Genomic DNA, 22,685 nt, shown 5'->3' on the forward strand with positions numbered 1-22,685 from the left:
AACGATGGATCTGGCGACTGCCTCCGGTGTGCTTCGCCTGCTGGCCGACCCCACCCGCGTGCGCCTCCTGGCCCTGCTCGAAGGCGAGGAGCTCACCGTGGCCGAACTGGCCGCGGTGCTGCACCTGGCGCAGCCGCGCGTCTCCACCCATCTGGCCAAATTGAAGGAGGCCGGCCTGGTGCGCGACCGCCGCGCCGGCGTCTCCGCCTATTACCGCGCCAACGCCGAGGGCGACGAGCGCCAGCACGCGCTGATCGCCTCGCTACGCGAGAACATCGATGACGCCCTGCTGCGCGAGGACGCCGAGCGCCTGCCCGCCGTGCTCGCCAATCGCGCCCGCGCCGAAGGCTGGGCCGACACCGTGGCCGGCGACATGGAACGCCACTACTCGCCCGGCCGCACCTGGGAAACCCTGGCGCGTGCGCTGCTGCAACTGCTGGGCACCGGCGACGTGCTGGACATCGCCTCCGGCGACGGCATCACCGCCGAACTGCTGGCGCCGCACGCGCACTCCATCGTCTGCGTGGATTCCAGCGAACGCGTGGCCGAGGCCGCGGCGAAGCGCCTGCAGGCCTTCCCCAACGTCGAGGTACGCCAGGGCGACATGCATGCGTTGCAACTGGGCGAACGCCGCTTCGACCTGGTGCTGATGCTGCACGCGCTCACCTATGCCGAACGCCCGGCGCAGGCGGTGGCCGAAGCCGCGCGCCTGCTGCGCCCCGGCGGCCGCCTGCTCGCGGTGACGCTGGGCAGGCACGACCACCGCGCCGCAGTGGAACCGTTCGACCACCGCAACCTCGGCTTCACCGAAACCGAGCTGCAGGACTACGCCAGCGCCGCCGGCCTGCAGGTGGTCAGCTGCAACCGGATCAGCCGCGAGCGCAAGGCGCCGCATTTCGAAGTCATCAGCCTGCTGGCGCGCAAGCCATGAACGATGCCGCACGCACCGGCTGCGTCGACTACCGCACGCCTGCACGCGAAGAAGGCCCGGCGCTGGCCGCCATGGCGCGGCAATGCTTCGTGGAAACCTTCGGCCACCTCTACGACAGCGCCGAGCTCGATCCCTTCCTCGACCAGGCCTACGGGCCGCAAGGGCTGCTGGCGGAACTGGACGACCCGCAGACCGAGTTCCGCATCGCCCACCGCGACGAGGCCGTGGTGGGCTACGCCAAACTGTCCCCGCTGTGCGCGCCCGCCGCAGGCGCGCAACCCGGTGCGCTGGAACTGCGCCAGATCTACGTGCTGGCCGAGTGGCAGGGCGCCGGCGTGGCCCCCGCGCTGATGGAATGGGCCGTGGCGCGCGCCACGGCCCGCGGTGCGCCCGAGCTCTACCTCACCGTGTTCGACCACAACCACCGGGCGAAGCGCTTCTACGCCCGCTACGGCTTCAGCGAGTCGGGACGCTGCACTTTCCGCATGGGCTCGCGCGTCGACGACGACCGGATCTGGCGCAAGCCGCTCGGTGCCTGAGCCTCCCTCATCCCCTGCCTGACAATGCCGCGAACCGCCCCATGACCACCCTGCCCTGGCTCCACCCCGAACGCGTCGCCCTGCTGGAAGCGGCGCTGGCCGAACGCATCCTGATCCTCGACGGCGGCATGGGCACCATGCTGCAAGGCCATCGGCTGGACGAGACCGGCTTCCGCGGCGAGCGCTTCGAACACGGCCATGACAGCGCGCACGAACACCATCATGACGGACACACCCATGAACATCCGGGCGGCTGCGACCTCAAGGGCAACAACGACCTGCTCACGCTGACCCAGCCCGGGATCATCCGCGGGGTGCACGAGGCCTACCTCGAAGCCGGCGCGGACCTGGTGGAAACCAACACCTTCAATTCCACCCGCATCAGCCAGGCCGACTACAAGCTGGAGCACCTTGCGCAGGAACTGAATCGCGAAGGCGCGAAACTGGCCCGCGCCGCCTGCGACAAGTTCACCGCGCAGACGCCGGGCAAGCCCCGCTTCGTGATCGGCGTGCTCGGCCCCACCAGCCGCACCGCCTCGCTGTCGCCCGACGTCAACGACCCCGGCTTCCGCAACGTCACGTTCGAGGAACTGGCGGGCAACTACCGCGAATCCGCCGCCGGCCTGATCGATGGCGGCGCCGATGTGGTGATGGTCGAGACCATCTTCGACACGCTGAACGCCAAGGCCGCGCTGTTCGCGCTGAGCGAGCTGTTCCGCGAGCGCGGCGCGCGTCTGCCGGTGATGATCTCCGGCACCATCACCGACCGCTCCGGCCGCACCCTGTCCGGCCAGACCGCGGAAGCGTTCTGGTACTCCGTGCGCCATGCGCGCCCGCTGTCGATCGGGCTCAACTGCGCGCTGGGCGCGGCGGACCTGCGCCCGCACATCCAGACCTTGGCCGACACTGCCGAATGCTTCGTCAGCACCCACCCGAACGCCGGCCTGCCGAACGCCTTCGCGGAATACGACGAGACGCCGGAGCAGATGGCCGGCGTGATCGGCAGCTTCGCCCGCGACGGCCTGCTCAACCTGGTCGGCGGCTGCTGCGGCACCACGCCGGCGCACATCAAGGCGATCGCGGAAGCCGTGCGCGACTGCCCGCCGCGCGCGCTGCCCGGCGAAGCCAGGGAAGCTGCATGAGCGCCCACGCTTTTCTCCCTCTCCCCGCCGGGGAGAGGGCTGGGGTGAGGGGTCGCGCTGGCCTTGCGCCCGCGTTGTTCAACTTCACCGCAAGCCCCGTCCCCTCACCACAATACTCTCCCCGCAGGGGAGAGGAAGTCAGAGCAGAAGCATGACCATTCGCCACACCCGTCTCTCCGGCCTCGAACCGCTGGTCATCACACCCGACCTGCTGTTCGTCAACGTGGGCGAACGCACCAACGTCACCGGCTCGGCGCAGTTCAAGAAGCTGATCAAGGAAGACCGCTACGAGGAAGCGGTGGAAGTCGCGCGCCAGCAGGTCGCCAATGGTGCGCAGATCATCGACGTCAACATGGACGAAGGCCTGATCGATTCCGAGGCAGCGATGGTACGCTTCCTCAACCTGATCGCCGCCGAGCCCGACATCGCGCGCGTGCCGGTGATGGTAGATTCCTCCAAGTGGAGCGTGATCGAAGCCGGTCTGCGCTGCCTGCAGGGCAAGGGCATCGTCAACTCGATCTCGATGAAGGAAGGCGAAGCCGCGTTCCTCGAACACGCGCGCAAGGTGCAGCAGTACGGCGCCGCCGCGGTCGTGATGGCCTTCGACGAGCAAGGCCAGGCCGACACCGCCGCACGCAAGATCGAGATCTGCTCGCGCGCCCACGCGCTGCTGACGCAGGAGCTGGACTTCCTGCCCGAAGACATCATCTTCGACCCCAACATCTTCGCCATCGCCACCGGCATCGAGGAACACAACAACTACGCGGTGGACTTCATCGAGGCCACCCGCGAGCTGAAGCGGCGCTTCCCCGACTGCCACGTCTCGGGCGGCGTCTCCAACGTCTCGTTCTCGTTCCGCGGCAACGACACCGTGCGCGAGGCGATCCACTCGGTGTTCCTGTACCACGCCATCCAGGCCGGCATGGACATGGGCATCGTCAACGCCGGCGCGCTGGCGATCTACGACGACCTCGACCCGGCGCTGCGCGAGCGCGTCGAGGACGTGGTGCTGAACCGCCGCGCCGATGCCACCGAGCGGCTGCTGGAAATCGCCGACAACTACAAGAAGAAGAAAGGCGAGGCCGCCGTCGAGACCCTGGCCTGGCGCGAAAACGACGTGCGCGCCCGCCTCAGCCACGCGCTGGTGCACGGCATCGACCAGTACGTGGTCGAGGATACGGAAGAGGCGCGCCAGCTTTCCACGCGCCCGCTCGACGTGATTGAAGGCCCGCTGATGGACGGCATGAACGTGGTCGGCGACCTGTTCGGCGCCGGCAAGATGTTCCTGCCGCAGGTGGTGAAGTCCGCCCGCGTGATGAAGAAGGCGGTGGCCTACCTGCTGCCCTTCATCGAGGAGGAAAAGGCGCGCACCGGCGACGTCGGCAAGAACAACGGCAAGATCGTGATGGCCACGGTCAAGGGCGACGTGCACGACATCGGCAAGAACATCGTCGGCGTGGTGCTCCGCTGCAACAACTTCGAGGTGATCGACCTCGGCGTGATGGTGCCCGCGCAGAAGATCCTCGACACCGCCATCGCCGAGAACGCCGACATGATCGGCCTGTCCGGCCTGATCACGCCCTCGCTGGAAGAGATGAGCCACGTCGCGCGCGAGATGCAGCGGCAGGATTTCCGCATCCCGCTGCTGATCGGCGGCGCCACCACCTCGCGCGCGCACACCGCGCTGAAGATCGAGCCGCACTACAAGTCACCCTGCGTATGGGTGAAGGACGCCTCGCGCGCGGTCGGCGTGGCGCAGTCGCTGGTCAGCAAGGAACTGGTCGAGGACTTCATGGCGAAGATCCGCGCCGAGTACGCGGAAGTGCGCGAACGCCACCGCAACCGCGGCCCCGGCAAGCAGTTGGTGCCACTGGCCAAGGCCCGTGCGCAGCGCTTCGGCTGCGACTGGGCAAACTATGTGCCACCGCAACCAAGCAAGCCCGGCATCACCGTGTTCGACGACTACGACCTGGCCGAACTGCGCCAGTACATCGACTGGACGCCGTTCTTCCAGGCCTGGGAACTGGCCGGCCACTACCCCGCCATCCTCAGCGACGAAGTGGTCGGCAAGCAGGCCAGCGAGCTGTTCGCCGACGCGCAGAAAATGCTCGACCGCATCGTCGCGGAAAAATGGCTCACCGCCCGCGCGGTGATCGGCTTCTGGCCGGCCGCCAGCATCGGCGACGACATCGAACTGGATCTGCTCCCCTCTCCCTCCGGGAGAGGGGCCGGGGGTGAGGGTACGGGCGAAGCGCAACATTTCGCTTCGTCCGTACCCACACCCGCCCCTTCGGGGCACCCTCTCCCGAAGGGAGAGGGGAAAATCGTGCTGCACCACTTGCGCCAGCAGGCCGACAAGCCCGTCGAGCGCCCCGACTTCTGCCTCGCCGATTTCATCGCGCCGAAGGAACACGGCAGGCCAGACTGGATCGGCGGCTTCGCCGTCACCGCGGGCCTGGGCATCGAACCGCACCTGGAACGCTTCCGCGCCGAATACGACGACTATTCCTCGATCATTCTCAAGGCGCTGGCCGACCGTCTCGCCGAGGCCTTCGCCGAACGCATGCATGAGCGCGTGCGGCGCGAGTTCTGGGGCTATGTCCCCGACGAGAAGCTCGACAACGAGGCGCTGATCGCCGAGAAGTACCAGGGCATCCGCCCGGCTCCCGGCTACCCCGCCTGCCCCGACCATACCGAGAAGACCGCCCTGTTCCGCCTGCTCGACGCCACGAAGAACGCCGGCATCGAACTCACCGAGGGCTTCTCCATGTACCCGGCGGCCGCGGTGTCCGGCTGGTACTTCTCGCACCCGGACAGCCAGTACTTCGTGGTCGGCCGGCTCAGCCGCGAGCAGGTGGAGGACTACGCCGTCCGCAAGGGCTGGACGCGCGAGGAAGCCGAGCGCTGGCTGGCCTCCAACCTCGACTACGACCCGGAATGAGGCCGCCTCAGGTGGTGACGTCGCCGGTGATGTCGTTCTTGTGATGCCGCAAGTGCACGATCAGGTTGTAGACCGACACGAACACCGGAAAGAAGTTGGACAGGATGCCCACCGAGTCGTTCTTGCCCACCACGAAGTACGCCAGCAGCAAGGTGCTGCCGAACACCGACAGCCACCAGAACGCCAGCGGCATCACTACCCGCTTGTACTTGCGCGTGTAGTACAGCTGCACGAACCAGCGGCTGGTGAACATCAGCGTGCCCGCATAGCCGACCAGCTTCCACGGCGTGAGGTGAAATTGGGCCAGCGCTTGCGTGATGTGGGCGAGATCGTGTGGCATGGCGCGGGCCGCTTGTCGAAAGGGCAGGCATTCTAGCAAGCCCGGCCGCGCGACCGGCCCTCCGCTCGCACCGCGCCGGTTGACCTCCGGACCGCCACCCCGTATATTTGCGCGCTCCCGGCGGGCGGTTAGCTCAGCGGTAGAGCACTGCCTTCACACGGCAGGTGTCACAAGTTCGATCCTTGTACCGCCCACCAACAGATTCAACGATTTAGGCCACCTCGCAAGGGTGGCCTTTTTCGTGGCGTGAAAAAAGACGTGGAAAAGAAATTTCAGATGCGCAGCGGTTCCACGATCGCGCGCCGGCTCACTTGCAGGCATCCATAGCGCACCGCGTCGGCGCCGTGGTCGGGGCCAGTGCTGTCCACGTCCTCGATGCGCTTCTGGTCACGCGGGAGCATCGGCACGGTTGCCCAGAAGTATTCGCAGCGCCGGGCGATGTAGAGGCCGGGCTTGTCCGGCTTGCCCGCATCGCCCAGCAAGCGGCGCATGCGGTTCCAGCCCGTGATGCGGTCAGCCTTGCGCGCCGGCTCGAAATACACCCCCGCATGCCGGAACTCGTCGGCAATCGATCCGGCGCCGTGGCCGGTACGTGCGAAGCATGCGTCATCGGCCACGCCGTGCGGGCGAACGTCCCAACGCTTGCACATGTCGCGGATGTTCTCGCCCAGGACGGGCACGGTCCAGCCTAGCCCCGCGTTTACGTTGCCCTGCTTGCACGTTGCCAGCTCGTCGGCCAGCACCAGGCTATTGCGCGGGTAGAAGATGCCGCCCACCTCCGCGCCAGGCGAACGCGCGAACAGGTAGGTAGCACTCGGTGCGCTGCTGCCGAAGTCGTGCGCCAGATACGTGTCCCAGCCGTCGGGGATCGCATCCCATGACGCCACCGCGTTGCGTGTCTCGTCCAGCACGCCGGCAAAGTACGCGCCACGGTTCACCGCCCAATCGCCATCCGTCCACGCGCGCAGCAACTCGGGATCGTCCGGGCATGCGCTCTGCAATTGGTCGGCGTACTGCGCGCGGTCGATGAAGCGATTGCCGGCGAACGTGCTAGGCGCATACACCCACGGCCGCTTGCTCTTGGGCTCGTCGAACATCGCCCACGGTGCCGCGCGGAACACGTACCGGGACGCCAGCCAGTGATGCCCAGGGCCGCCCGGATTGGCCGCCATGACCATGCGTATAGGCATGTCGCGCGGGCCGCGCAGGTTCGATCGGAGAATGTCCAGCAGCGCCGGGTCGGGGAATTGTCCGGCCTCATCGACCAGCAACAGGGTGAAGGATCGCCCCTGATACTTCGCGTAGTCGGCGTGGCTCTCAAGCTGGCCCAGCTCAAGATAGGCGCCGCTCGGGAAGCGCCACACATGCTCGGCCGCGTTGTAGCGCGCCGCCGTGCCGTAGACCATGCCGAACAGTTCGCGGCAGACCAGTTCGAAGTCGGCCAAGCCCTTGTAGCTGCGCCGCACGTACAGCATGCGCGCGCGGTCGCCGTACTGCTCGGCATGCCGCAGGCAGAGCAACGCCAGCGCGTAGGACTTGCCACCGCCGCGGCCGCCGCCCAGGAACATGTCCAGTTCCTCGGGCACGGCCATGACCTGCTGCTGAAACTCGCTCAGTTCAATCGTCTGCTGGCTCAATGGTGCGTCCCTTGAATTGATCCAGCGACATAGCGCCGGGTACGTTGAACGTCACGCTCACCTTGTTGGCAATGCCGGTCTGGTCGCCTTCGCGGTAGCCGTGGCGCGTCTTCAGCAAGAAAATCGCGGCCGTGACGTTGCCTTTCTCGGCGGCCCTGAACAGCGCGTTGTGCAATACCTTGTGCTCGGCCTCGCGCCCCTCATCCATCGCGGCGCGCAGCTCGGGATGGCGATCCATCCAGGCGGTTAGCGTTTCGTCAGACACGCCCAGCGAGCGGGCAATGCCTTTCTGCGTGGCGCCTTCGCCAGCCCATGCGCGGATGCGTGCCTCCGCATTCCGTGGCGGCTTGCGGTCAACGGCGACGCGGTGTTCTCGTCGTGCCATGTTGCTTGTCCCGATAGAGTGGCGCAGGGGTGCGAACGGACTGCAACGAACGCGCGCGCCCCTGCGCCGGTGTTGGCGCCATGCGGTAGACAGGTGGGCCGTGAGTCCCAGCCAGCTACCGCACAGCGCCGAACGGCTTAGGCGACCTTGTGTTTCAGGAACGCCAGCGGGACGGCCTTGCGCTCGACCACGCGCGACCAGTTGGCCGGCAGGGCAAGCTCAGCCAGCGACGGGCTATCGGCCGCGATCGTGGCTTCCTTCCACGCGTAGCCGGCCGGATGAATCGCCAGGTTCACGCGGCTGTGCAGGATCTGCTGGCCGCCACCGTTGCCCGCCTCGGGCAGGTTGTGAATCTCGGTGCCGGCGGCGATGCGCGGTGCAGCCACGCCATAGCCCACAGCACCCGCGCCGAACAGCACGGACGTGTACACGCCAGCGGATACCGGCATGCCATCGTCCACGATGATGTTCAGGCCGCGGAAACGCTGGATGAAAGAGCCATCCGACTGCAGCACGAACGTGTCCACCAGGTTGTTCTTGAGCGCCAGCGCGTAGACATCGCTGTGCATGGCGATAGCGGACAGGTCGGTCATGGCGTCGCCCAGCGTGGCCGCCGTGTCGATCACCGCCGCCGCGCCGAACAGGTCAGCGCCGCCCGTCTCCGCGGAAATGTCCACGACCATATCGCCACCGTCGTTCGCCACGTTGTCGGCCAGGATGCCGTTCAAGCTGGCGATCAGCCGCTTCTGCATCTGCCGCGTCCAGTAGGCCGCCACGCGGTCCTGGATGCGTACCATGGCATCGGAGCCGGCCAGCTCGCTCGCCAGGCTCATGGTGCTCCACGACTTGTGGAGGAAGCTCTTGCGCACGATCTGCTTGCCGGCGCTCAGCTTGTCGGGCGTGGCGTTGACGCTCGGGTCATCGCTGCAGATATCGGCCTCGGAGTCGGCCAGGTCGTACCAGAACGGCACGTTGAAGCTTTCGGCTCCGGCCGTCAGTTGGTCATCGATCACGCCATTGCGTGCGGCGACGCCGGACTGGAACAGGGCCGATTTCACCATCGTGTTCTGGATGGTGTACTCGGTGAACTCTTGGGGGACGATCACGTCCGCGATCTGTACAACTGCCATGGTGGGCATACCTCGAATCGAAAGGGAAACGGCAAGGCGATGGCCTTGCGCTCGATTCGGTCGCGGCTACTGCCGGTCGCGATTGCCCCACCAGGGCGCTTGTGCGTGAGTGGTGCACCCACAAGGCGCCACGCTCACGGTGCCCATGATCGGACACCGTGAGCCGAAGTCAAGTCAACGCAGGCCGCCGCGCGGCACGGGAGCGCGTGCTTGCGCCGCGGGCTTCGCTGCGCCGGCATCGATGCGGCCGCTGCTGTGCCCGGCGCCGCCACCGCTGGCATACGGCATAAGGATCAGATGCGCGAAGCGGCTGGCACTGTCTGTGCGCTCGCTGGCGGCCTTCCAGTCCTGCAGGCAGGCGGTGCGCAAGTCGGCCTCGGTGAACTTCGCCTCGCGCTCTGTGGCGCCGTCGCGCAGCATGACGGGCTTGCCGTCCGCATCGCGTAGCACGATGCCGGCGCCGTCATGTTCGAAACGCCAGCCGTTGCGCTCAATCTCGGCGATGAACACGTCTGGCAAGTTGGAGATGCGCTCGGCCATCGCTTGCACCGGCTGGCCGATGGTCACGGCGCGCACCTGCGCCAGGGCGGCGTCACGCTCGCCGGTCAGAGCGGTGACTTGCTCGGCCGACGCCTTGGCGTTGGCCTTGGCTGCTTTCAGGTCGGCCAACAACTCGGCGTTGTGGGCGCGCAGGGTGTCGATTTCGATTTGCTCGGGGGTCTTCTGGTCGGTCATTTCATCGGTCCTTGCGGGTGGTGTTTTGCACGTAGTTTTTCACGTGCTCGCTGAGATGCCGTCAAACACTGTGTTTGTTGGCGATTTGCACTGCCTTTCAATGGCAGTTGTGGCGTTCTAGGCGGTCAAAGTTGCCAATGCGCTAAGTCGTTGATTTTGTTGATGCAGCCCACTGGTGTCGCGCCCTGTGACGTCTCACTGGCGAGTGAGAATGGCTCAACCATGCGGTTTGCGGGGCTTTTTTTGCCTCCGCCAGGCTCGTTTGCGCGGACTCCCGCCACCCCATGCGCCACTGCGCCACTACTGCGCCGCATATGCGCTGCATTCCATCCGACGCAATGCGGCGCAAAGCGGTGCGCCACTGCGCCGCATGCGCTAGGGGTATTAGGGGAGAGCGCGCGCACATCATGCGGCGCACTCCATGGCATTCGGGGCAAGAATCCACCGCTCGACCCGGTGCCGGTTGGGCTTGGTGTAGGTCTCGGCGATGATGTGCCCCTCGCGCTGTAACCGCACCAATGCGGACAGCACTCGATCCCGCCCGCCGCGCCCCTGGTACTGGCTGCCAAGCTCGGGAAGCTTGTTCAGCGCATGCCAGCCGGTAGACGATCCCTGTACGGCTGTCGGCACGGTCAGGCCGGCCGCCCATGCCGCGCGCAGGGCATCCATCACGGCGTCCGCGTCGGCAGTCGCCAGCGCCCTGTCCGTGTCTCCGCTCGGATCAATTGCCGCAGGGACAATCACGCCGTGCTCGGCATAGCTCACGGCCAGCGGTTCCGCACGCCGGGAGAGGTTGGCTTTCTCGTGGCGCAGCTCAATCGCGCCCTTTTCCTCGACCAGCGCGAGACGACTGCGGGCGGAGTTGTGCCAGGCCGTGCTGCCCGAGTAGCTATTGCCCAGCGCGCCGTGCTTGGCCGCCGCCTTGTCGACGTGCGCCAGCAGCACCACGCCGCCATCGTTCGCGCGCGCCAGTTGCCCCAGCTTGCGCATGAAGACGCGTACCTGCGCCCGTGCAATCTCGTCGGCGCCGTAGGCATCGCTGGCGTTGTCGATCACCAGCAGGGCCGCGCCGGCTGCTGCCTCGGCGACGTGCTGCATCATCGGGCGTTCGGTCAGCATCGCCACGCCATTCGCGCGTGACTCGACAACCATGGCCGCGTCCACGTCGGCGCCGTCGAACACGCGCAGGTTGTCCAGCACGGCGCGTGCCGGCAACTGGTATTCCTCGATGATGCAGCGCAGCCGGTAGCGCACCAGCTCGCCGGGATCTTCCAGGCTCACGAATACCGATCGGCCAAGCTCGACCGTGAACGGTCCCCAGCCTCGACCTGCTGCGACGTGCGCGCACAGCACAAGCCCGAGCATGGACTTGCCCAAGCCGCCGTGACCGCCAAGCAGCGTTGCCACGTTGCGCGGGATGATCGGGGTAATGACGAAACGCGGTGGCGTCAGCGCTGCGGTCATGAGGCCATCCAGCGGGACGCTTTGGAGCACGACATCATTCGCCGCCATGCCGCCCGCATCGGCAACGGCCGCCACGGGCGTCGGTGCTTCCCATGCACCGCTCGCCAAGTTCGCCAGTGCGCCGTCAAATGCACGCCGCAGTTCCGGGTCATCCATGTGCCGCGTCCAGCGGCCGCGGTCGCGCTCGGCAACAAGCAACGCCCACGCGGTGCCGGCGTCCATGTCGCCACGATGCACATCGCGCGCACGGCGTCCGCTCAGCGCCAGCAGGTCGCCATGTCGATCCGCGTCCACCACGATGGCGCCGGCTGGCTCTGAAGGGGCTTGCGCTGGCTTCTGCACGGCTGCTGGCACTTCCGCCAGCAGTTCGCCCAGCGATAGCGGCATGCCGTCCAGCACGTAATGCGCAGCGCCATGCAACGGCAGGTAGAGCGGTTGCTCCGGGCGGTCGCATGAAGCGTCGAACACCAGCGCCCCATAGCCGTCTGCCACCAGTGCCGCGCTGATTCGCTTCTGTACGGCCACCGTTGCCGCCACAAGCGCCTCGCGCGGCGCCGGCATGTCCAGCTCAAGGATGACCCGGCAACGCGGCGCCTGCGGCGTGTGCGACGGCGTGGTGTAGACCAGGCCGGAATACGGCTGCAAGTGTTGCACCAGCGCGGCGAATGACTGCGGCGTCAGGGACTGGTCAACGTCCAGCCCGATGAATCGACGCGGGAGCGCGCAGGCCGCGCAGCGGTGATGCTTGCCGATGGCGCGTTGCTTCGATCCGCCATCGCGGTGCGAGCCTTCATCGGGCGCGATGGCGCACGGGCCGGCGATCCACCGGCCGCCCTTTTCGGTGCCACGGTCGGCCAGGATGGCGGCGCGGAATGCGGCGAAGTCGGGGGCGGTACGCTGCTGCGGCGTATTGTCGTGCTGTCCGTAGCCGCGGCTGTAGATGACTTCACACAGGGAGCTTTCACCTGTGCTACGCTCGTTCTGCAGTCCGCCCATGTCTGCGCTTTCTGCGTTCGCCTCGCCCGCCAGCGAGGCGTTCGCGTTTTCGGGGATCGTCATTGGCTGACCTCCACGCCGCGTATCCATGCGAGGAACCACGGTTCCTCGGCTGGCGTGGCGCCCATCTTGCGCAGCAGCGCGCCCGCACGCCGATGCGCACGCCGCATGTGCTTCCACGCCTCGCGGAAGTCCTCCACAGCCGGGAGGGGATGGTCGCCTACGTCCTCGGATTGGAATGCGTGCAACCAGATGACCTGTGCGGATTGCGAGGCGTCGCGCTGCACGCCTTCCAGCTCACTGCGCCATTGCAGCTTGCCATCGCGATCGCTTTTCGCCCGTGCGGCGGCGAGGCGAGGTGCCTGTACGCCGTCCATGGTGAGGATGAACAGCGCCGCGCCTGCGCGCTCGGCATAGTCGTCGCCGTTCAGCAGTTCCATGGCGTCGTCGCGCATGCGATTGAGCTGCTGCCATCCGGCGGGCAACGCATCAAGGCGCCCAACGATTTCCGTCAGGTGTGGCGCGGCCATGGCTCGCAGCTCGTCACGAGTCAGCAGGCCATGGCGCAGGCTGAAGTCCAGCAGCGCGCCAGCGGCCGCGATCTGCGCGTGAGCATCGCCTCTGGCATTCGCCGCTTCCATCGCATCCATGAGAATCCAGGCTTCGGTCTCATGCTCGGGGGTGAGCTGCACGGCCATCATGCGGCCATCTCCGCGCGATCCGCCGCGACGCGGTTCAACGCCTCGACCAGGCCGGCGGCAAGGTCGCCATGACGCAGCGCCAGCTCCCCGGCCATTGCGGCAAACAGGGCGGCCTCGGTGCCGGTCATGGAGCGCAGCAGCGCGGCGCCTTCGTGCAAGGTAGGCGCGTTCATGCGGCCGCCCTCATCGCTTCGGCGACGACGCGCTGCAGCTCGGTTTCGGCGACGACGACGCGGCCACCGATGCGGAAGGTGTGAAGCGTGCCGGACTTCACCAGCGCATAGAACTTGCACCGACTCACACCAAGGCGACGCGCGGCGGCGTTAACCTGGTGAACCAATGGGGTGAGGTGGACTTCTCCGTCGCGGAGAATGGTGGGGCGTGGTGGGGCGTTCTCTTTCATGCGGTCACCTTGATTACAGGTGCTTGCGCCGCATGTCATGGTGGGCGGCACAAGCGAGCGCAGCGAATGCTGCAAACTCGATCGCCAGCCCATAGGGCTTACTCGATGACTATTCCTGCGAAGGGCATCGCCCCGTCTTTCGACGCTTGCCGCAGTGCTTCCGTCACCAGCAACCGAGACGGTACTACCGTCCCTTTTTCACTACTCACGATGCCGATGATATGGCGCGATTTTCCGAAGTCAAATATATACACGTATGTGCAGAAAAAAGGCGCCCGAAGGCGCCTTTGTCTGTCATTCACGCGGGAAACATCCCTTTTCATTTCGGGGCGGCAAGGGAATGCCGTGTGCCTGCAGGTGAGCAATGAACTTCTCCTCCCACGCGGGCGCCCATCCATCCCAATTTGCCGCATAGCAGGTGTTGCACACGGAGAGTTGGTACTTGGCGATTGTCTTCCCTGTCCACACGCCCGGCCCCGCTTGATAGGTCGAGCCACAAAGCTGGCAGTTGTACGCTATGACGTGGTTCATTGCGGCCTCCCATGTGCCAGCGCGCGCAAGTCATTGTCGCTCGCGCTGCGCAGCGAGTCCGGATCCATATCCATGCCGTTGCGCATGCCGCGCAGCATGGAGACCAGCACGTCCATATCGGCATCCGGGAGCGCCGCTGCATCGGCAAGAATATTGCCCAGGCGATTGCGGCTCGGCACTGCGGCGTCACTCCGCGGAAGTTCTATGACGATATCGTCCGCCTCGTCCAGCGCAAGCCACTGCAGCGCGCGGAGGCGTTGGGCTGTCCGCGACGAGAACAGCGTGCCAGGCGTGCTTTCCTGCTCAAGCGCTTCGGCAATGGATTGCGCCCCATGAATCAGGGTCATCAGCCGCACGTGCTCGCTTTCGCGAATCGTGAGGGCGCAGTCATCATCTGTGGGGATTTCTGGTACTAGAGTTTGCATTGCCATGGTGTCACCTCTCTGTCAGGTGTTGCTGTGGAAGTCGCCCGGTGTTCACGCACCGGGCGGCGGTTAGATCAGAGTGATACGCGCCAGCCGTTCGGCGCTGGCTTGAACAAGGTGGGCATAGTGCGCGTCGATCATTGCCAGTGACGTGCCGGTTATCTTGGCAACCTCGGCCGTCGATAGGCCGCCCATCACGGCCTCCGTGATGAAGCTATGGCGCAGCACGTACATGCACGTGCCGGGCGGCGATGCTGCGCGCTCGGCGGCTTTCTGCACATGCTCGTTCCAGACATGCTTCTGCCACTGCGCGCCGGCGTTGTCGAACAGCCACGCGCCGGGGAGTTTGTTCTTCTTCGCCGACTTGAACAGCGCAATGGCCACAGGTGTCAGGAATACCTTGCGCTCGCCCGTCTTGCCGATGAATTGCATCGTCCCGGTTCGCGCATCGAATTGCTTGCACTGCGCATTCGCCAGTTCGCCCGGACGGGCGCCGGTCAGCATGGCCGCCTCGATCAGTGCGCGTATATCGCCCTCTGCAGCCGCCAGCAGCGCGCGGCGTTGCCCCAGGTCAAGGAACAGCGTGCGGCGGTTGTCGGCCTTCTCCAGCGGCTTCGAGTTGCGCAGCTCTGTGCGCAACACCTCGGGGGCATGTTTGTGGTCCACGGCCAGGTTCAACGCAGCTTTCAGCGCGGTCAGCGTGCGATTGATGCTGGCGCGGCCTAGCACCTTTCCGCGCTCGTTCGGCTCGCCCAGCCAGTCGCGCCAGTCGGCGATGCGCAGGGTGGTCAGCTTGTCCAGCGCAACTTTGCCCAGCTCGTGCGCGTACACCGTCCGGTTGAACCGCTGCTCGGCATCGGTCGCGGTCGCGTCACCCTTTTCCTTGCGGATGCGCGAGACGTACTCGCGGCACGCATCGGCCACGGTGACAACCTCGCTCGACTTGATGCCGGCGCGCATCTTCTTGAGCCATTGCCGCGCGGCCTTTTGCGCGTCCGTATAGGCGTCCTTGTCGGCCTCGTCGACGCGGCCCAATGGGTGATAGTGTTGCTTGCCGACCGTACCGTGAAGCCCGTCCACATCGCGCCAGCGAGCAATCCAATTGCCGCCGTTCGCCATGCTCCGATAGCCGACGAACAAATCTCGATCGGCCGCCGCGCCCCAGTAGGGGTCATTCCGCGGCAATAGCTTGGCGCGCCCTGCTTTCGATTGAATCCAGGCGCGCACATCGGCAAGCGTCGGGCCTTTCTTCGCCCCCTCTGCCGCCTCGCTTTCCTGCCCTGCCGTCCCCTGCTTCTTTGCCATGAATCCCCCCACGTGAAAACGACGTGGAAAAACTATAGCACACTCCTACGAACAACGTTGCACATATCAATCAATGAAATCAGTCACTTAAAAACTTAGATGCACAACTATGCATACGTAAAACTGCCTTCACACGGCAGGTGTAACAAGTTCGATCCTTGTACCGCCCACCACCGAATCGAAGACGAAGGGCCCGGCATGCCGGGCCCTTCGTTTTTGCCGGCTTTCCCTCGGGTCAGTCCCTGCCAGTCGCGGCAAACGGCTCGGCACGGCTCGCGTTGCCCGCCCGCATACGGCCGTCTGATGTACCATTCGGGGCTTGGGCTCAGGGGGAAAATCCGATGGCACACCACGATCTGGAGTCGCTGCTGGCACCGCTCGCCGACGAGGTCCCGAGCGGCCCCGATCTGGAGTACGACCCCGAGTTCCAGACCCTGGACCGCACGGCCACGCCCAAGGCCGAACGCGCGATCGGCGACAGCGTGAAGACCGCCGAGGAGCCCGATTGGGACAAGGTCGCGTCACTGGCCGAAAGCCTGCTAGGCCGTACCAAGGACTTGCGCGTTGCCTTGCACCTGACCTGTGCGTGGACGCGCATGCACGGCCTCGACGGTTGGTCCGACGGCCTGGCGCTGATCCGCGGCCTGCTGGAAAACCTCTGGGACACCGTGCATCCGCAACTGGATGCCGAGGACGACAACGACCCCACCGCCCGCGTCAATGCGGTGATGCCGCTCACTGACATGCAGAGCGTGCTCGGCTACTTCCGCAGCACGCCCTTCGTGCAGTCCCCGCGTCTGGGACGTTTCTCGTTGCGTGACCTGCGCATCGCCAACGGCACGCTGAAAACCGCGGCGTCGGAGGGCGAAACCGCATTGCCGAGCATGACCGACATCGAAGCCTGCTGCCTGGATTGCCCCGAGGAGCAGCTGGCCGATGCCGCGCGCGCGACGACCGCGGCGATGGAGCACGCCCATGCCATCGACGCCATCTTCACCGACCGCATCGGCACGGCAGGGCCGGATCTCAAGCCCCTGCTCGGCGAGATCTTCGAGCTCAAGAAATTCCTCGACGCCGAGGTCGCCAAGCGCATGCCGGCGGCCGAAGCGGACGCCCCGGGCGGCGAGGAAGGCGCCGCGCCCGGTGCCGCACCCGCGAACGCGGCCAGTGGCCGCATCGAAACGCCGCAGGATGTCATCCGCCGGCTGGACGAGATCTGCGAGTACTACGCGCGGCGCGAACCCTCCAGCCCGATCCCGCACCTGCTGCGCCGCGCGCAGCGGCTGGTCGGCATGAACTTCGTCGACCTGATGAAGGAACTGGCGCCCGGCGGCCTGTCGGAATTCCAGATCATCTCCGGCAGCAGCGGCGAGGAATAAGGTCGCTTTCCCGGAGCAGCGGCATCGCCGGAGCGGGAACATGCAACGCTCGCGGCAAATGCGTGCTGGCGCCCGGCTCAGTCGCTGCCCTGGCACATGTTCGCCCCGGTACGCGCAAACAAGGTGTGGATGGCTGGATTCCAGCTCAGCGACAGGCCGCCCGGCAGGCCGGCCGTGATGCCGGCATCGGCCGGCTGCGTGATCGGCCCGACCGCAGCCTGGTCGTCGCCGCCGAAATGCGCGACCGCACTGACCGTGTAGCTGGAGGGATTCGCACAGGCCGACACATCGATCGGTTGCGACGCGGTGCCACCCTCGCGCTCGACGATGGGCAGGCTGCCGTGTCCCAGGGTGACCTGCCCCCGTCCGCCGCACATCGCGGTGAGCGTGTATTCGACCGTGACATGCAGCGGCAGCACCACCTGCAGCGCCGCCACCGCCTCGGGCTGTTTCGTGCACCCCACCAGGAAAGCCTTGCGCTGCGGCACCACGTGCAGCACGTAGCCGCCCGGCTTCAGGCTGGCGGTGCTCGCGAGCCGAAGCGCGATGCGCTGCGGCGTGACACCGGTGATGACGGGTTGCGCATCGGCCGGCTTGCCCTGTGCATCGGTCAGGCTCACCTGCGGGTTCGCGCATTGCGTATCCAGCAGGTTCGCGCCGAGTACGGCGAAGGCCAGCGGCTGGTCGGCAGGATGGACCACGAACAGGGGTTGCTGATCCGATGTCTCGACCGCATCGATCACCGGCGGTGATTTGTCGGCAGCCGGCGCCGCGGCGAGCTGTTCGATCGCAAGCGCCAGCGCCGCCGCCAGTGCCTTCGCATCGCCGCCGCGGCAAGCGGCCGAGGCCTTGAGGTAAGCCTGGGTGCGTTGGGCGGCGGCGTTCGCGCGCATCGCGGCGGCTTTCGGCTTGTCGCCAAGGATCTCGACCGGCTGTGCCGTCGCGCCGCCGAGCTGCTGGCGCAAGGCGTCGCCGATCTGCCCGAGTCGCCGACCGGCTTCGGCCAGGGCCGGGTCCGGATATGCCTTCGCGCGCTGCGCCAGCGCCTGCCGCGCCGCATCGAGTTGTGCCAGCACATAGTCGCCGGTGGGGCGCGCGGCGTCCTGCGCCGTCGCCCCCGCACTCCATCCGCCCACGGCCAGCAGCAGGGCGAAGCCTGCCAGTGCTGGCAACAGGCTCAGGCGCCACCACATCTTCCGCGACTCAGTCATTGTCCGCGCAATCGGTCGACCCGGGCTGGCCGGGCTGGCAATCCTGCTGGTCGGGCGGCAACAGGATGCCGGACGGCACGATGCCGAACGAGCGGTAGTTCGCGTTGATCACGCTGGGGTCGATGTACACGTCGCCGTGGTTGCCGTTCTGCGCGCGGCTGGTCAGGGCCGAGGTCGGCACGTTGACGCTGGGCGCACCGATCATCGGCAACAGGTTGCCCTGCGCATCCACCGCATAGAAATAAGCCGGCGGCATACCCACCTCCGCCACCATCTGGCTGCTCACGCCGTTGACGTAGATCGGTGCACCGATGGTGCCGATGCGGCCGGTCGACGACCAGGTGCCGGTGCCGTCGTACAGCCAGTTGGTGCCTACCTCGAGCAGGTCGCCATTGGTCACGCCCAGGTACAACGGCGCCGTGCCCGCATTCACCGTGAACGCACTGCCACCCACCGAAGCCAGCGTGAGCGTCTGCGCATTGGTGAAGCTGAAGCCGGCCGGCGAGGAGAACCCGCCCAGCGTGGAGACATGGTTGCCCATGAACTGCGTGGCCGAACCCAGCGTGGTCGCGCCGGCCGCGCTGCCGGTCAACGTGGCGCCCGTGATGGTGCCGCCCGCGCCGCCATCGATGGTGCCGGCGGACTGCAATGACACAAGCTGGGCAGACAGCGCGCCGTCAATCGCCAGGCCGCCGCTGGTCGTTTGCAGCGTGATGCCGCTGCCGCCATTGACGGTGCCGGCGACGGTCAGCGCCTCGCCGTTCAGCAGGGTGAAGCCGTTCGCCGTGAAGTTGCCCAGCGTGCCGATCATGTTCGCCGGATCCAGCGTGGTGCTGCCCGTCGAACGGCCGGTCAGGGTGCCGGCCGTGATCGTGCCGTTGCTGCCCTCGCTGATCGTGCCGCCCGAGACGAGCGTGGTCGTGCCGCTGCCGCTGCTGACCCCCGCGTTGATCGCGAGGCCGCTGCCGCCGTTGAGCGTCACGGCGCTGCCGGCAACGTTGCCATTGACCGTCAACGCTCCCGCTGTGGTGGCGAGGCTAGTCGCACCGCTGCCGCTGTTCACCGCACCCGCCACCGTCAACGCCTGTGCATTCTTCAGGCTGAGGCCGTTCGCGCTGAAGCCGCCCAGGCTGCCGATCCGGTTCGCGCCGTTCAACGCGGCCGCGCCCGAGGCGTTGCCGATCAGCGTGCCGGCCGTGATGACGCCGCTGCCGCCCTCGTTGATCGCACCGCCCGAGGCCAGTGTGGTCGTGCTGCTGCCGCTGTTCACGCCACCGTTGATGGCGAGGCCACCACCACCGTCGAGGTTCACTGCACTGCCGGCGACACTGCCGTTCACGGTCAACACGCCCGCCGTGGTGGCGAGACTCGTCGTGCCACTTCCACCGCTCAGCGTGCCGGTCACCGTCAGTGCCCGCGCATCCGTCAGGTTGAAACCGTTCGCGCTGAAGTTGCCCAGATTCGCGATCGCGTTGGCGTTGCCGAGGGCAGTCGCACCACTGGAGCTGCCGGTGAGCGTGCCGGCCGTGATGGTTCCGTTGGCACCTTCGCTGATGGCGCCACTGCTGCTCAGGGTTGCCGTTCCAGCGGCCGTCACGCTGCCGTTGAGCGTGATGCCGTTGCGGCCGGTCAGCGCGACGTTGCCGCCGCTGAGGGCGGCGCTCGTCGTCAATGCACCTCCATTGGAGGCAAGCGTCAGGTTTCCCGTGCCGGCATTGATCGCCGTGCCCGGCAAGGTCAGCGTGCCGCCGGCGATCAAGGTCGTCGCGCCGTTGCCCCGGTCGTTCAGACTGCCGATCACGAGGTTGCCGGCGCTGGTTACCGCAATGCCTGCGCCCGTGGCGGACACCGCGCCCGTGAAGTTGTTGGCCTGTGTCAGCGCGACGGCGCCGTTGCCCGCGTCGAAATTCGACGCGCCGGCCACCGTAAAGGCTGCACCTTGCGAAATGCCGCCGCCGCTGGTCGTGACCGACAGACCGCCGCTGCCGATATTCAAGGTGCCGGCAGCCGAGAACGTACCGCTGCTCGTGGACAGCCTGTACAGCGCGCCATTCGCGCCGCCACCCACGGCGCCCCCGAATGTCACGCCGCCGTTGAGCGCACTCACGGTCAGGGATTCGGGCGACCCGGCGCTTGCGTTGCTCACACTGCCTGCAAACCCGATGGAGCCGCTGCTGCTGGTCATGGCAATGTTGCTGCCAAGCAGGAGCGTGCCGTTGTAGCGCTGGCTGCCGCCGGTCGTGACCCCGCCGTCCAGGGTGAGTGCGCCGCCACCGGTCTGGGTCAGGCCGCCGCTGCCGCTGATCGCATTGGCTACCGTCAGGTTCGTGCCGGCATCGTTTTGCAGGACGCCGCCACCCGCGCCAAGGCGCAGTGTGTGGTCAAGCGTGAAGGATGCGGTGTTCTCCAGCGTGCCGCCGTCGAGGGTCAGTACGCCGCTGGCGCCGCCCAGGTTGCCGTCGCTGGACACCGCCAGCGTGCCGGCGTCCACGTTCGTGCCGCCCGTGTAGGTGTTCGCACCGCTCAGCGTCAGCGTGCCCGTGCCCAGCTGCGTCAACGAACCCGTACCGGAAACAACGCCAGCCATGCTCACCGTGCCGCTGCGGTCGTAGACCAGCGCGCCGTTGTCCACGATGTCGCCGACGATCGAGCCGCTCGCGCCGCCATTGCCGATCTGCAGCGTGCCCGTGTCGATCGTCGTGCCACCCGTGTATGTGTTCGCACCCGTCAGCGTCAGCGTGCCGGCGCCCGTCTTGGTCAGGCTGCCCGTGCCGCTGATGATCCCCGTGGCCGTGAGGTCCGCGTCGGTCTGCACGGTGCTGCCACTCAGCAAGGCGATGCTGCGCGCCGTGCTGAAGGCCGCCGTGGTTTCCAGCGTGCCGCCGTCGAGGGTCAACGCACTGCTGGCACCGCCCAGGTTGCCGTCGCTGGACACCGCCAGCGTGCCGGCATCCACATTCGTGCCACCTGTGTAGGTGTTCGCACCGCTCAGCGTCAGCGTGCCCGTGCCCAGCTGCGTCAACGAACCCGTACCGGAAACAACGCCGGCCATGCTCACCGCGCCGCTGCGGTCGTAGACCAGCGCACCGTCGTCCACGATGTCGCCGACGATCGAGCCGCTCGCGCCGCCATTGCCGATCTGCAGCGTGCCCGTGTCGATCGTGGTGCCACCCGTGTACGTGTTCGCCCCCGTCAGCGTCAGCGTGCCGGCGCCCGTCTTGGTCAGGCTGCCCGTGCCGCTGATGATCCCCGTGGCCGTGAGGTTCGCGTCGGTCTGCACGGTGCTGCCACTCAGCAAGGCGATGCTGCGCGCCGTGCTGAACGCCGCCGTGGTTTCCAGCGTGCCGCCGTCGAGGGTCAACCCGCCGCTGGCGCCGCCCAGGTTGCCGTCGCTGGACACCGCCAGCGTGCCGGCGTCCACGTTCGTGCCACCCGTGTAGGTGTTCGCACCGCTCAAGGTCAGCGTGCCGGTACCCGTCTTGGTCAGGCTGCCCGTGCCGCCGACGATGCCCGATGCCGTCAGCGCAGCGTCGGTCTGCAGCGTCCCGCCGCCCGCATCCAGCGTCATCGCGCGCGCCGTGCTGAATGCCGCCGTGGTTTCCAGCGTGCCGCCGTCAAAGGTCAGCCCGCCGCTGGCGCCGCCCAGGTTGCCGTCCGCCGCGACCGACAAGATGCCGGCATCCATCACCGTGCCGCCGCTGTAGGTGTTCGCGCCGCTCAAGATCAGCGTGCCGGCGCCCGTCTTGGTCAAGCTGCCCGTGCCGCCAACGATGCCCGATGCCGTCAGCGCAGCGTCGGTCTGCAGCGTCCCGCCGCCCGCACCCAGCGTGATCGCACGCGCCGTGCTGAACACCGCCGTGGTTTCCAGCGTGCCGCCGTCCAGCGTCAGGCCGCCGCTGGCATCGCCCAGGTTGTCGTCGCTGGATACGGCCAGCGTGCCGGCGTCCACGTTCGTACCGCCCGTGTAGGTGTTCACGCCGCTCAAGGTCAGCGTGCCGGCACCGGCCTGCGTCAGCGATCCGCTGCCCGACACCACTCCACCAAAACTCAGGTTGCCGCTCTGGTCGAACTCCAGCGCGCCATTGTCCAGCACGTCGCCGACGATCGAGCCACCCGCGCCGCCATTGCCCAGTTGCAGGGTGCCCGCACTGATCGTCGTGCCGCCCGTGTACGTGTTCGCGCCCGTCAGCGTCAGTGTGCCCGTGCCGGCCTGCGTCAGCGATCCAGTGCCCGAGACGACGTTGCCGTAGCTCACGTCGCCGTTCTGGTCGAACACCAGCGCGCCGTCGTCCACGATGTTGCCGACGATCGAGCCGCCCGCGCCGCCATTGCCGATCTGCAGCGTGCCCACGCCGATCGTCGTGCCACCCGTGTACGTGTTCGCCCCCGTCAGCGTCAGCGTGCCGGCGCCCGTCTTGGTCAGGCTGCCCGTGCCGCTGATGATCCCCGTGGCCGTGAGGTCCGCGTCGGTCTGCACGGTGCTGCCACCC

Annotated in this window: 18 protein-coding genes and 1 tRNA gene; 6 read left to right on the top strand and 13 right to left on the bottom strand. The window is 67.0% G+C overall.

Annotated features, from left to right (window positions below; genetic code table 11):
• Positions 1 to 4: 4 nt before the first annotated feature.
• From ABQJ54_RS03715 to metH, 4 genes are all read left to right on the top strand, one after another.
• Positions 5 to 931, top strand: coding sequence for an ArsR/SmtB family transcription factor (locus ABQJ54_RS03715; RefSeq protein WP_367852918.1), 927 nt, complete (start codon positions 5 to 7; stop codon positions 929 to 931).
• On the top strand, positions 928 to 1,470 hold the full coding sequence (locus ABQJ54_RS03720) for a GNAT family N-acetyltransferase (protein WP_367852919.1): 543 nt from the start codon (positions 928 to 930) through the stop codon (positions 1,468 to 1,470). The genes ABQJ54_RS03715 and ABQJ54_RS03720 overlap by 4 nt, the downstream gene beginning before the upstream one ends.
• Positions 1,471 to 1,511: 41 nt before the next feature.
• Positions 1,512 to 2,612: a homocysteine S-methyltransferase family protein gene (locus tag ABQJ54_RS03725; protein WP_367852920.1), complete on the top strand. Its 1,101-nt coding sequence runs from the start codon at positions 1,512 to 1,514 to the stop codon at positions 2,610 to 2,612.
• A 151-nt stretch (positions 2,613 to 2,763) separates the two neighbouring features.
• Positions 2,764 to 5,553, top strand: a complete 2,790-nt coding sequence (gene metH, locus ABQJ54_RS03730) for a methionine synthase (protein ID WP_367852921.1) — start codon at positions 2,764 to 2,766, stop codon at positions 5,551 to 5,553.
• A gap of 7 nt (positions 5,554 to 5,560) precedes the next feature.
• On the opposite strand, the gene ABQJ54_RS03735 is transcribed toward metH, so the two are convergent.
• Positions 5,561 to 5,893 (bottom strand): lipid-A-disaccharide synthase N-terminal domain-containing protein, encoded by a 333-nt coding sequence (locus ABQJ54_RS03735; protein ID WP_367844069.1) that lies wholly within the window; start codon positions 5,891 to 5,893, stop codon positions 5,561 to 5,563.
• Positions 5,894 to 6,015: 122 nt separating this feature from the next.
• On the opposite strand from ABQJ54_RS03735, the gene ABQJ54_RS03740 reads away from it, so the two are divergent.
• Positions 6,016 to 6,090 (top strand) — tRNA-Val (locus ABQJ54_RS03740).
• 75 nt (positions 6,091 to 6,165) lie between these two features.
• Here the strand turns inward: ABQJ54_RS03740 and ABQJ54_RS03745 are convergent.
• The 10 genes from ABQJ54_RS03745 to ABQJ54_RS03790 form a co-directional block, all read right to left on the bottom strand.
• The gene (locus ABQJ54_RS03745; protein WP_367852922.1) at positions 6,166 to 7,530 is read right to left on the bottom strand and encodes a phage terminase large subunit; all 1,365 of its coding nucleotides are present in this window, start codon (positions 7,528 to 7,530) and stop codon (positions 6,166 to 6,168) included.
• A complete protein-coding gene (locus tag ABQJ54_RS03750) occupies positions 7,511 to 7,915 on the bottom strand; it encodes a hypothetical protein (protein ID WP_367852923.1) in 405 nt (134 codons plus the stop codon). The genes ABQJ54_RS03745 and ABQJ54_RS03750 overlap by 20 nt, the downstream gene beginning before the upstream one ends.
• A gap of 137 nt (positions 7,916 to 8,052) precedes the next feature.
• Positions 8,053 to 9,045 carry a major capsid protein gene (locus tag ABQJ54_RS03755; protein ID WP_367852924.1) on the bottom strand — a complete coding sequence of 331 codons (993 nt, stop codon included), beginning with the start codon at positions 9,043 to 9,045 and terminating at the stop codon, positions 8,053 to 8,055.
• Positions 9,046 to 9,219: 174 nt separating this feature from the next.
• Positions 9,220 to 9,780, bottom strand: coding sequence for a hypothetical protein (locus tag ABQJ54_RS03760; RefSeq protein WP_367852925.1), 561 nt, complete (start codon positions 9,778 to 9,780; stop codon positions 9,220 to 9,222).
• A gap of 405 nt (positions 9,781 to 10,185) precedes the next feature.
• Positions 10,186 to 12,303: an AAA family ATPase gene (locus ABQJ54_RS03765; RefSeq protein WP_367852926.1), complete on the bottom strand. Its 2,118-nt coding sequence runs from the start codon at positions 12,301 to 12,303 to the stop codon at positions 10,186 to 10,188.
• Entirely contained in the window at positions 12,300 to 12,938 is a 639-nt protein-coding gene (locus ABQJ54_RS03770; RefSeq protein WP_367852927.1) for a hypothetical protein, read from the bottom strand. Before ABQJ54_RS03770 ends, ABQJ54_RS03765 begins: the two co-directional genes overlap by 4 nt.
• Entirely contained in the window at positions 12,938 to 13,114 is a 177-nt protein-coding gene (locus tag ABQJ54_RS03775; protein ID WP_367852928.1) for a hypothetical protein, read from the bottom strand. Before ABQJ54_RS03775 ends, ABQJ54_RS03770 begins: the two co-directional genes overlap by 1 nt.
• Positions 13,111 to 13,344 carry a helix-turn-helix domain-containing protein gene (locus ABQJ54_RS03780; protein ID WP_367852929.1) on the bottom strand — a complete coding sequence of 78 codons (234 nt, stop codon included), beginning with the start codon at positions 13,342 to 13,344 and terminating at the stop codon, positions 13,111 to 13,113. Before ABQJ54_RS03780 ends, ABQJ54_RS03775 begins: the two co-directional genes overlap by 4 nt.
• A gap of 527 nt (positions 13,345 to 13,871) precedes the next feature.
• Positions 13,872 to 14,306, bottom strand: a complete 435-nt coding sequence (locus ABQJ54_RS03785) for a hypothetical protein (RefSeq protein WP_367852930.1) — start codon at positions 14,304 to 14,306, stop codon at positions 13,872 to 13,874.
• Between the two features lie 63 nt (positions 14,307 to 14,369).
• Positions 14,370 to 15,605, bottom strand: a complete 1,236-nt coding sequence (locus ABQJ54_RS03790; RefSeq protein WP_367852931.1) for a tyrosine-type recombinase/integrase — start codon at positions 15,603 to 15,605, stop codon at positions 14,370 to 14,372.
• Between the two features lie 341 nt (positions 15,606 to 15,946).
• Here ABQJ54_RS03790 and tssA point away from each other — a divergent pair, with 341 nt between their 5' ends.
• Positions 15,947 to 16,984 carry a type VI secretion system protein TssA gene (tssA, locus tag ABQJ54_RS03795; protein WP_367852932.1) on the top strand — a complete coding sequence of 346 codons (1,038 nt, stop codon included), beginning with the start codon at positions 15,947 to 15,949 and terminating at the stop codon, positions 16,982 to 16,984.
• A gap of 77 nt (positions 16,985 to 17,061) precedes the next feature.
• On the opposite strand, the gene ABQJ54_RS03800 is transcribed toward tssA, so the two are convergent.
• Both ABQJ54_RS03800 and ABQJ54_RS03805 read right to left on the bottom strand, forming a co-directional pair.
• Positions 17,062 to 18,195, bottom strand: a complete 1,134-nt coding sequence (locus ABQJ54_RS03800) for a hypothetical protein (RefSeq protein WP_367852933.1) — start codon at positions 18,193 to 18,195, stop codon at positions 17,062 to 17,064.
• A partial coding sequence (locus tag ABQJ54_RS03805) for a beta strand repeat-containing protein (RefSeq protein ID WP_367852934.1) occupies positions 18,188 to 22,685 on the bottom strand: 4,498 nt, incomplete at its 5' end. The genes ABQJ54_RS03805 and ABQJ54_RS03800, both read right to left, overlap by 8 nt.

Origin of the sequence: Rhodanobacter lycopersici (assembly GCF_040812335.1) — a bacterium.
GTDB classification, from domain to species: domain Bacteria; phylum Pseudomonadota; class Gammaproteobacteria; order Xanthomonadales; family Rhodanobacteraceae; genus Rhodanobacter_A; species Rhodanobacter_A lycopersici.

What these genes read in the sequence shown, in the direction of transcription:
- ABQJ54_RS03775 (WP_367852928.1), bottom strand. Translation starts at nt 13,114, where the DNA reads ATGAACGCGCCTACCTTGCACGAAGGCGCCGCGCTGCTGCGCTCCATG.
- ABQJ54_RS03790 (WP_367852931.1), bottom strand. Translation starts at nt 15,605, where the DNA reads ATGGCAAAGAAGCAGGGGACGGCAGGGCAGGAAAGCGAGGCGGCAGAG.
- ABQJ54_RS03750 (WP_367852923.1), bottom strand. Translation starts at nt 7,915, where the DNA reads ATGGCACGACGAGAACACCGCGTCGCCGTTGACCGCAAGCCGCCACGG.
- ABQJ54_RS03770 (WP_367852927.1), bottom strand. Translation starts at nt 12,938, where the DNA reads ATGGCCGTGCAGCTCACCCCCGAGCATGAGACCGAAGCCTGGATTCTC.
- ABQJ54_RS03785 (WP_367852930.1), bottom strand. Translation starts at nt 14,306, where the DNA reads ATGGCAATGCAAACTCTAGTACCAGAAATCCCCACAGATGATGACTGC.
- ABQJ54_RS03780 (WP_367852929.1), bottom strand. Translation starts at nt 13,344, where the DNA reads ATGAAAGAGAACGCCCCACCACGCCCCACCATTCTCCGCGACGGAGAA.
- ABQJ54_RS03735 (WP_367844069.1), bottom strand. Translation starts at nt 5,893, where the DNA reads ATGCCACACGATCTCGCCCACATCACGCAAGCGCTGGCCCAATTTCAC.
- ABQJ54_RS03800 (WP_367852933.1), bottom strand. Translation starts at nt 18,195, where the DNA reads ATGACTGAGTCGCGGAAGATGTGGTGGCGCCTGAGCCTGTTGCCAGCA.
- ABQJ54_RS03725 (WP_367852920.1), top strand. Translation starts at nt 1,512, where the DNA reads ATGACCACCCTGCCCTGGCTCCACCCCGAACGCGTCGCCCTGCTGGAA.
- tssA (WP_367852932.1), top strand. Translation starts at nt 15,947, where the DNA reads ATGGCACACCACGATCTGGAGTCGCTGCTGGCACCGCTCGCCGACGAG.
- ABQJ54_RS03755 (WP_367852924.1), bottom strand. Translation starts at nt 9,045, where the DNA reads ATGGCAGTTGTACAGATCGCGGACGTGATCGTCCCCCAAGAGTTCACC.
- metH (WP_367852921.1), top strand. Translation starts at nt 2,764, where the DNA reads ATGACCATTCGCCACACCCGTCTCTCCGGCCTCGAACCGCTGGTCATC.
- ABQJ54_RS03765 (WP_367852926.1), bottom strand. Translation starts at nt 12,303, where the DNA reads ATGACGATCCCCGAAAACGCGAACGCCTCGCTGGCGGGCGAGGCGAAC.
- ABQJ54_RS03760 (WP_367852925.1), bottom strand. Translation starts at nt 9,780, where the DNA reads ATGACCGACCAGAAGACCCCCGAGCAAATCGAAATCGACACCCTGCGC.
- ABQJ54_RS03720 (WP_367852919.1), top strand. Translation starts at nt 928, where the DNA reads ATGAACGATGCCGCACGCACCGGCTGCGTCGACTACCGCACGCCTGCA.
- ABQJ54_RS03715 (WP_367852918.1), top strand. Translation starts at nt 5, where the DNA reads ATGGATCTGGCGACTGCCTCCGGTGTGCTTCGCCTGCTGGCCGACCCC.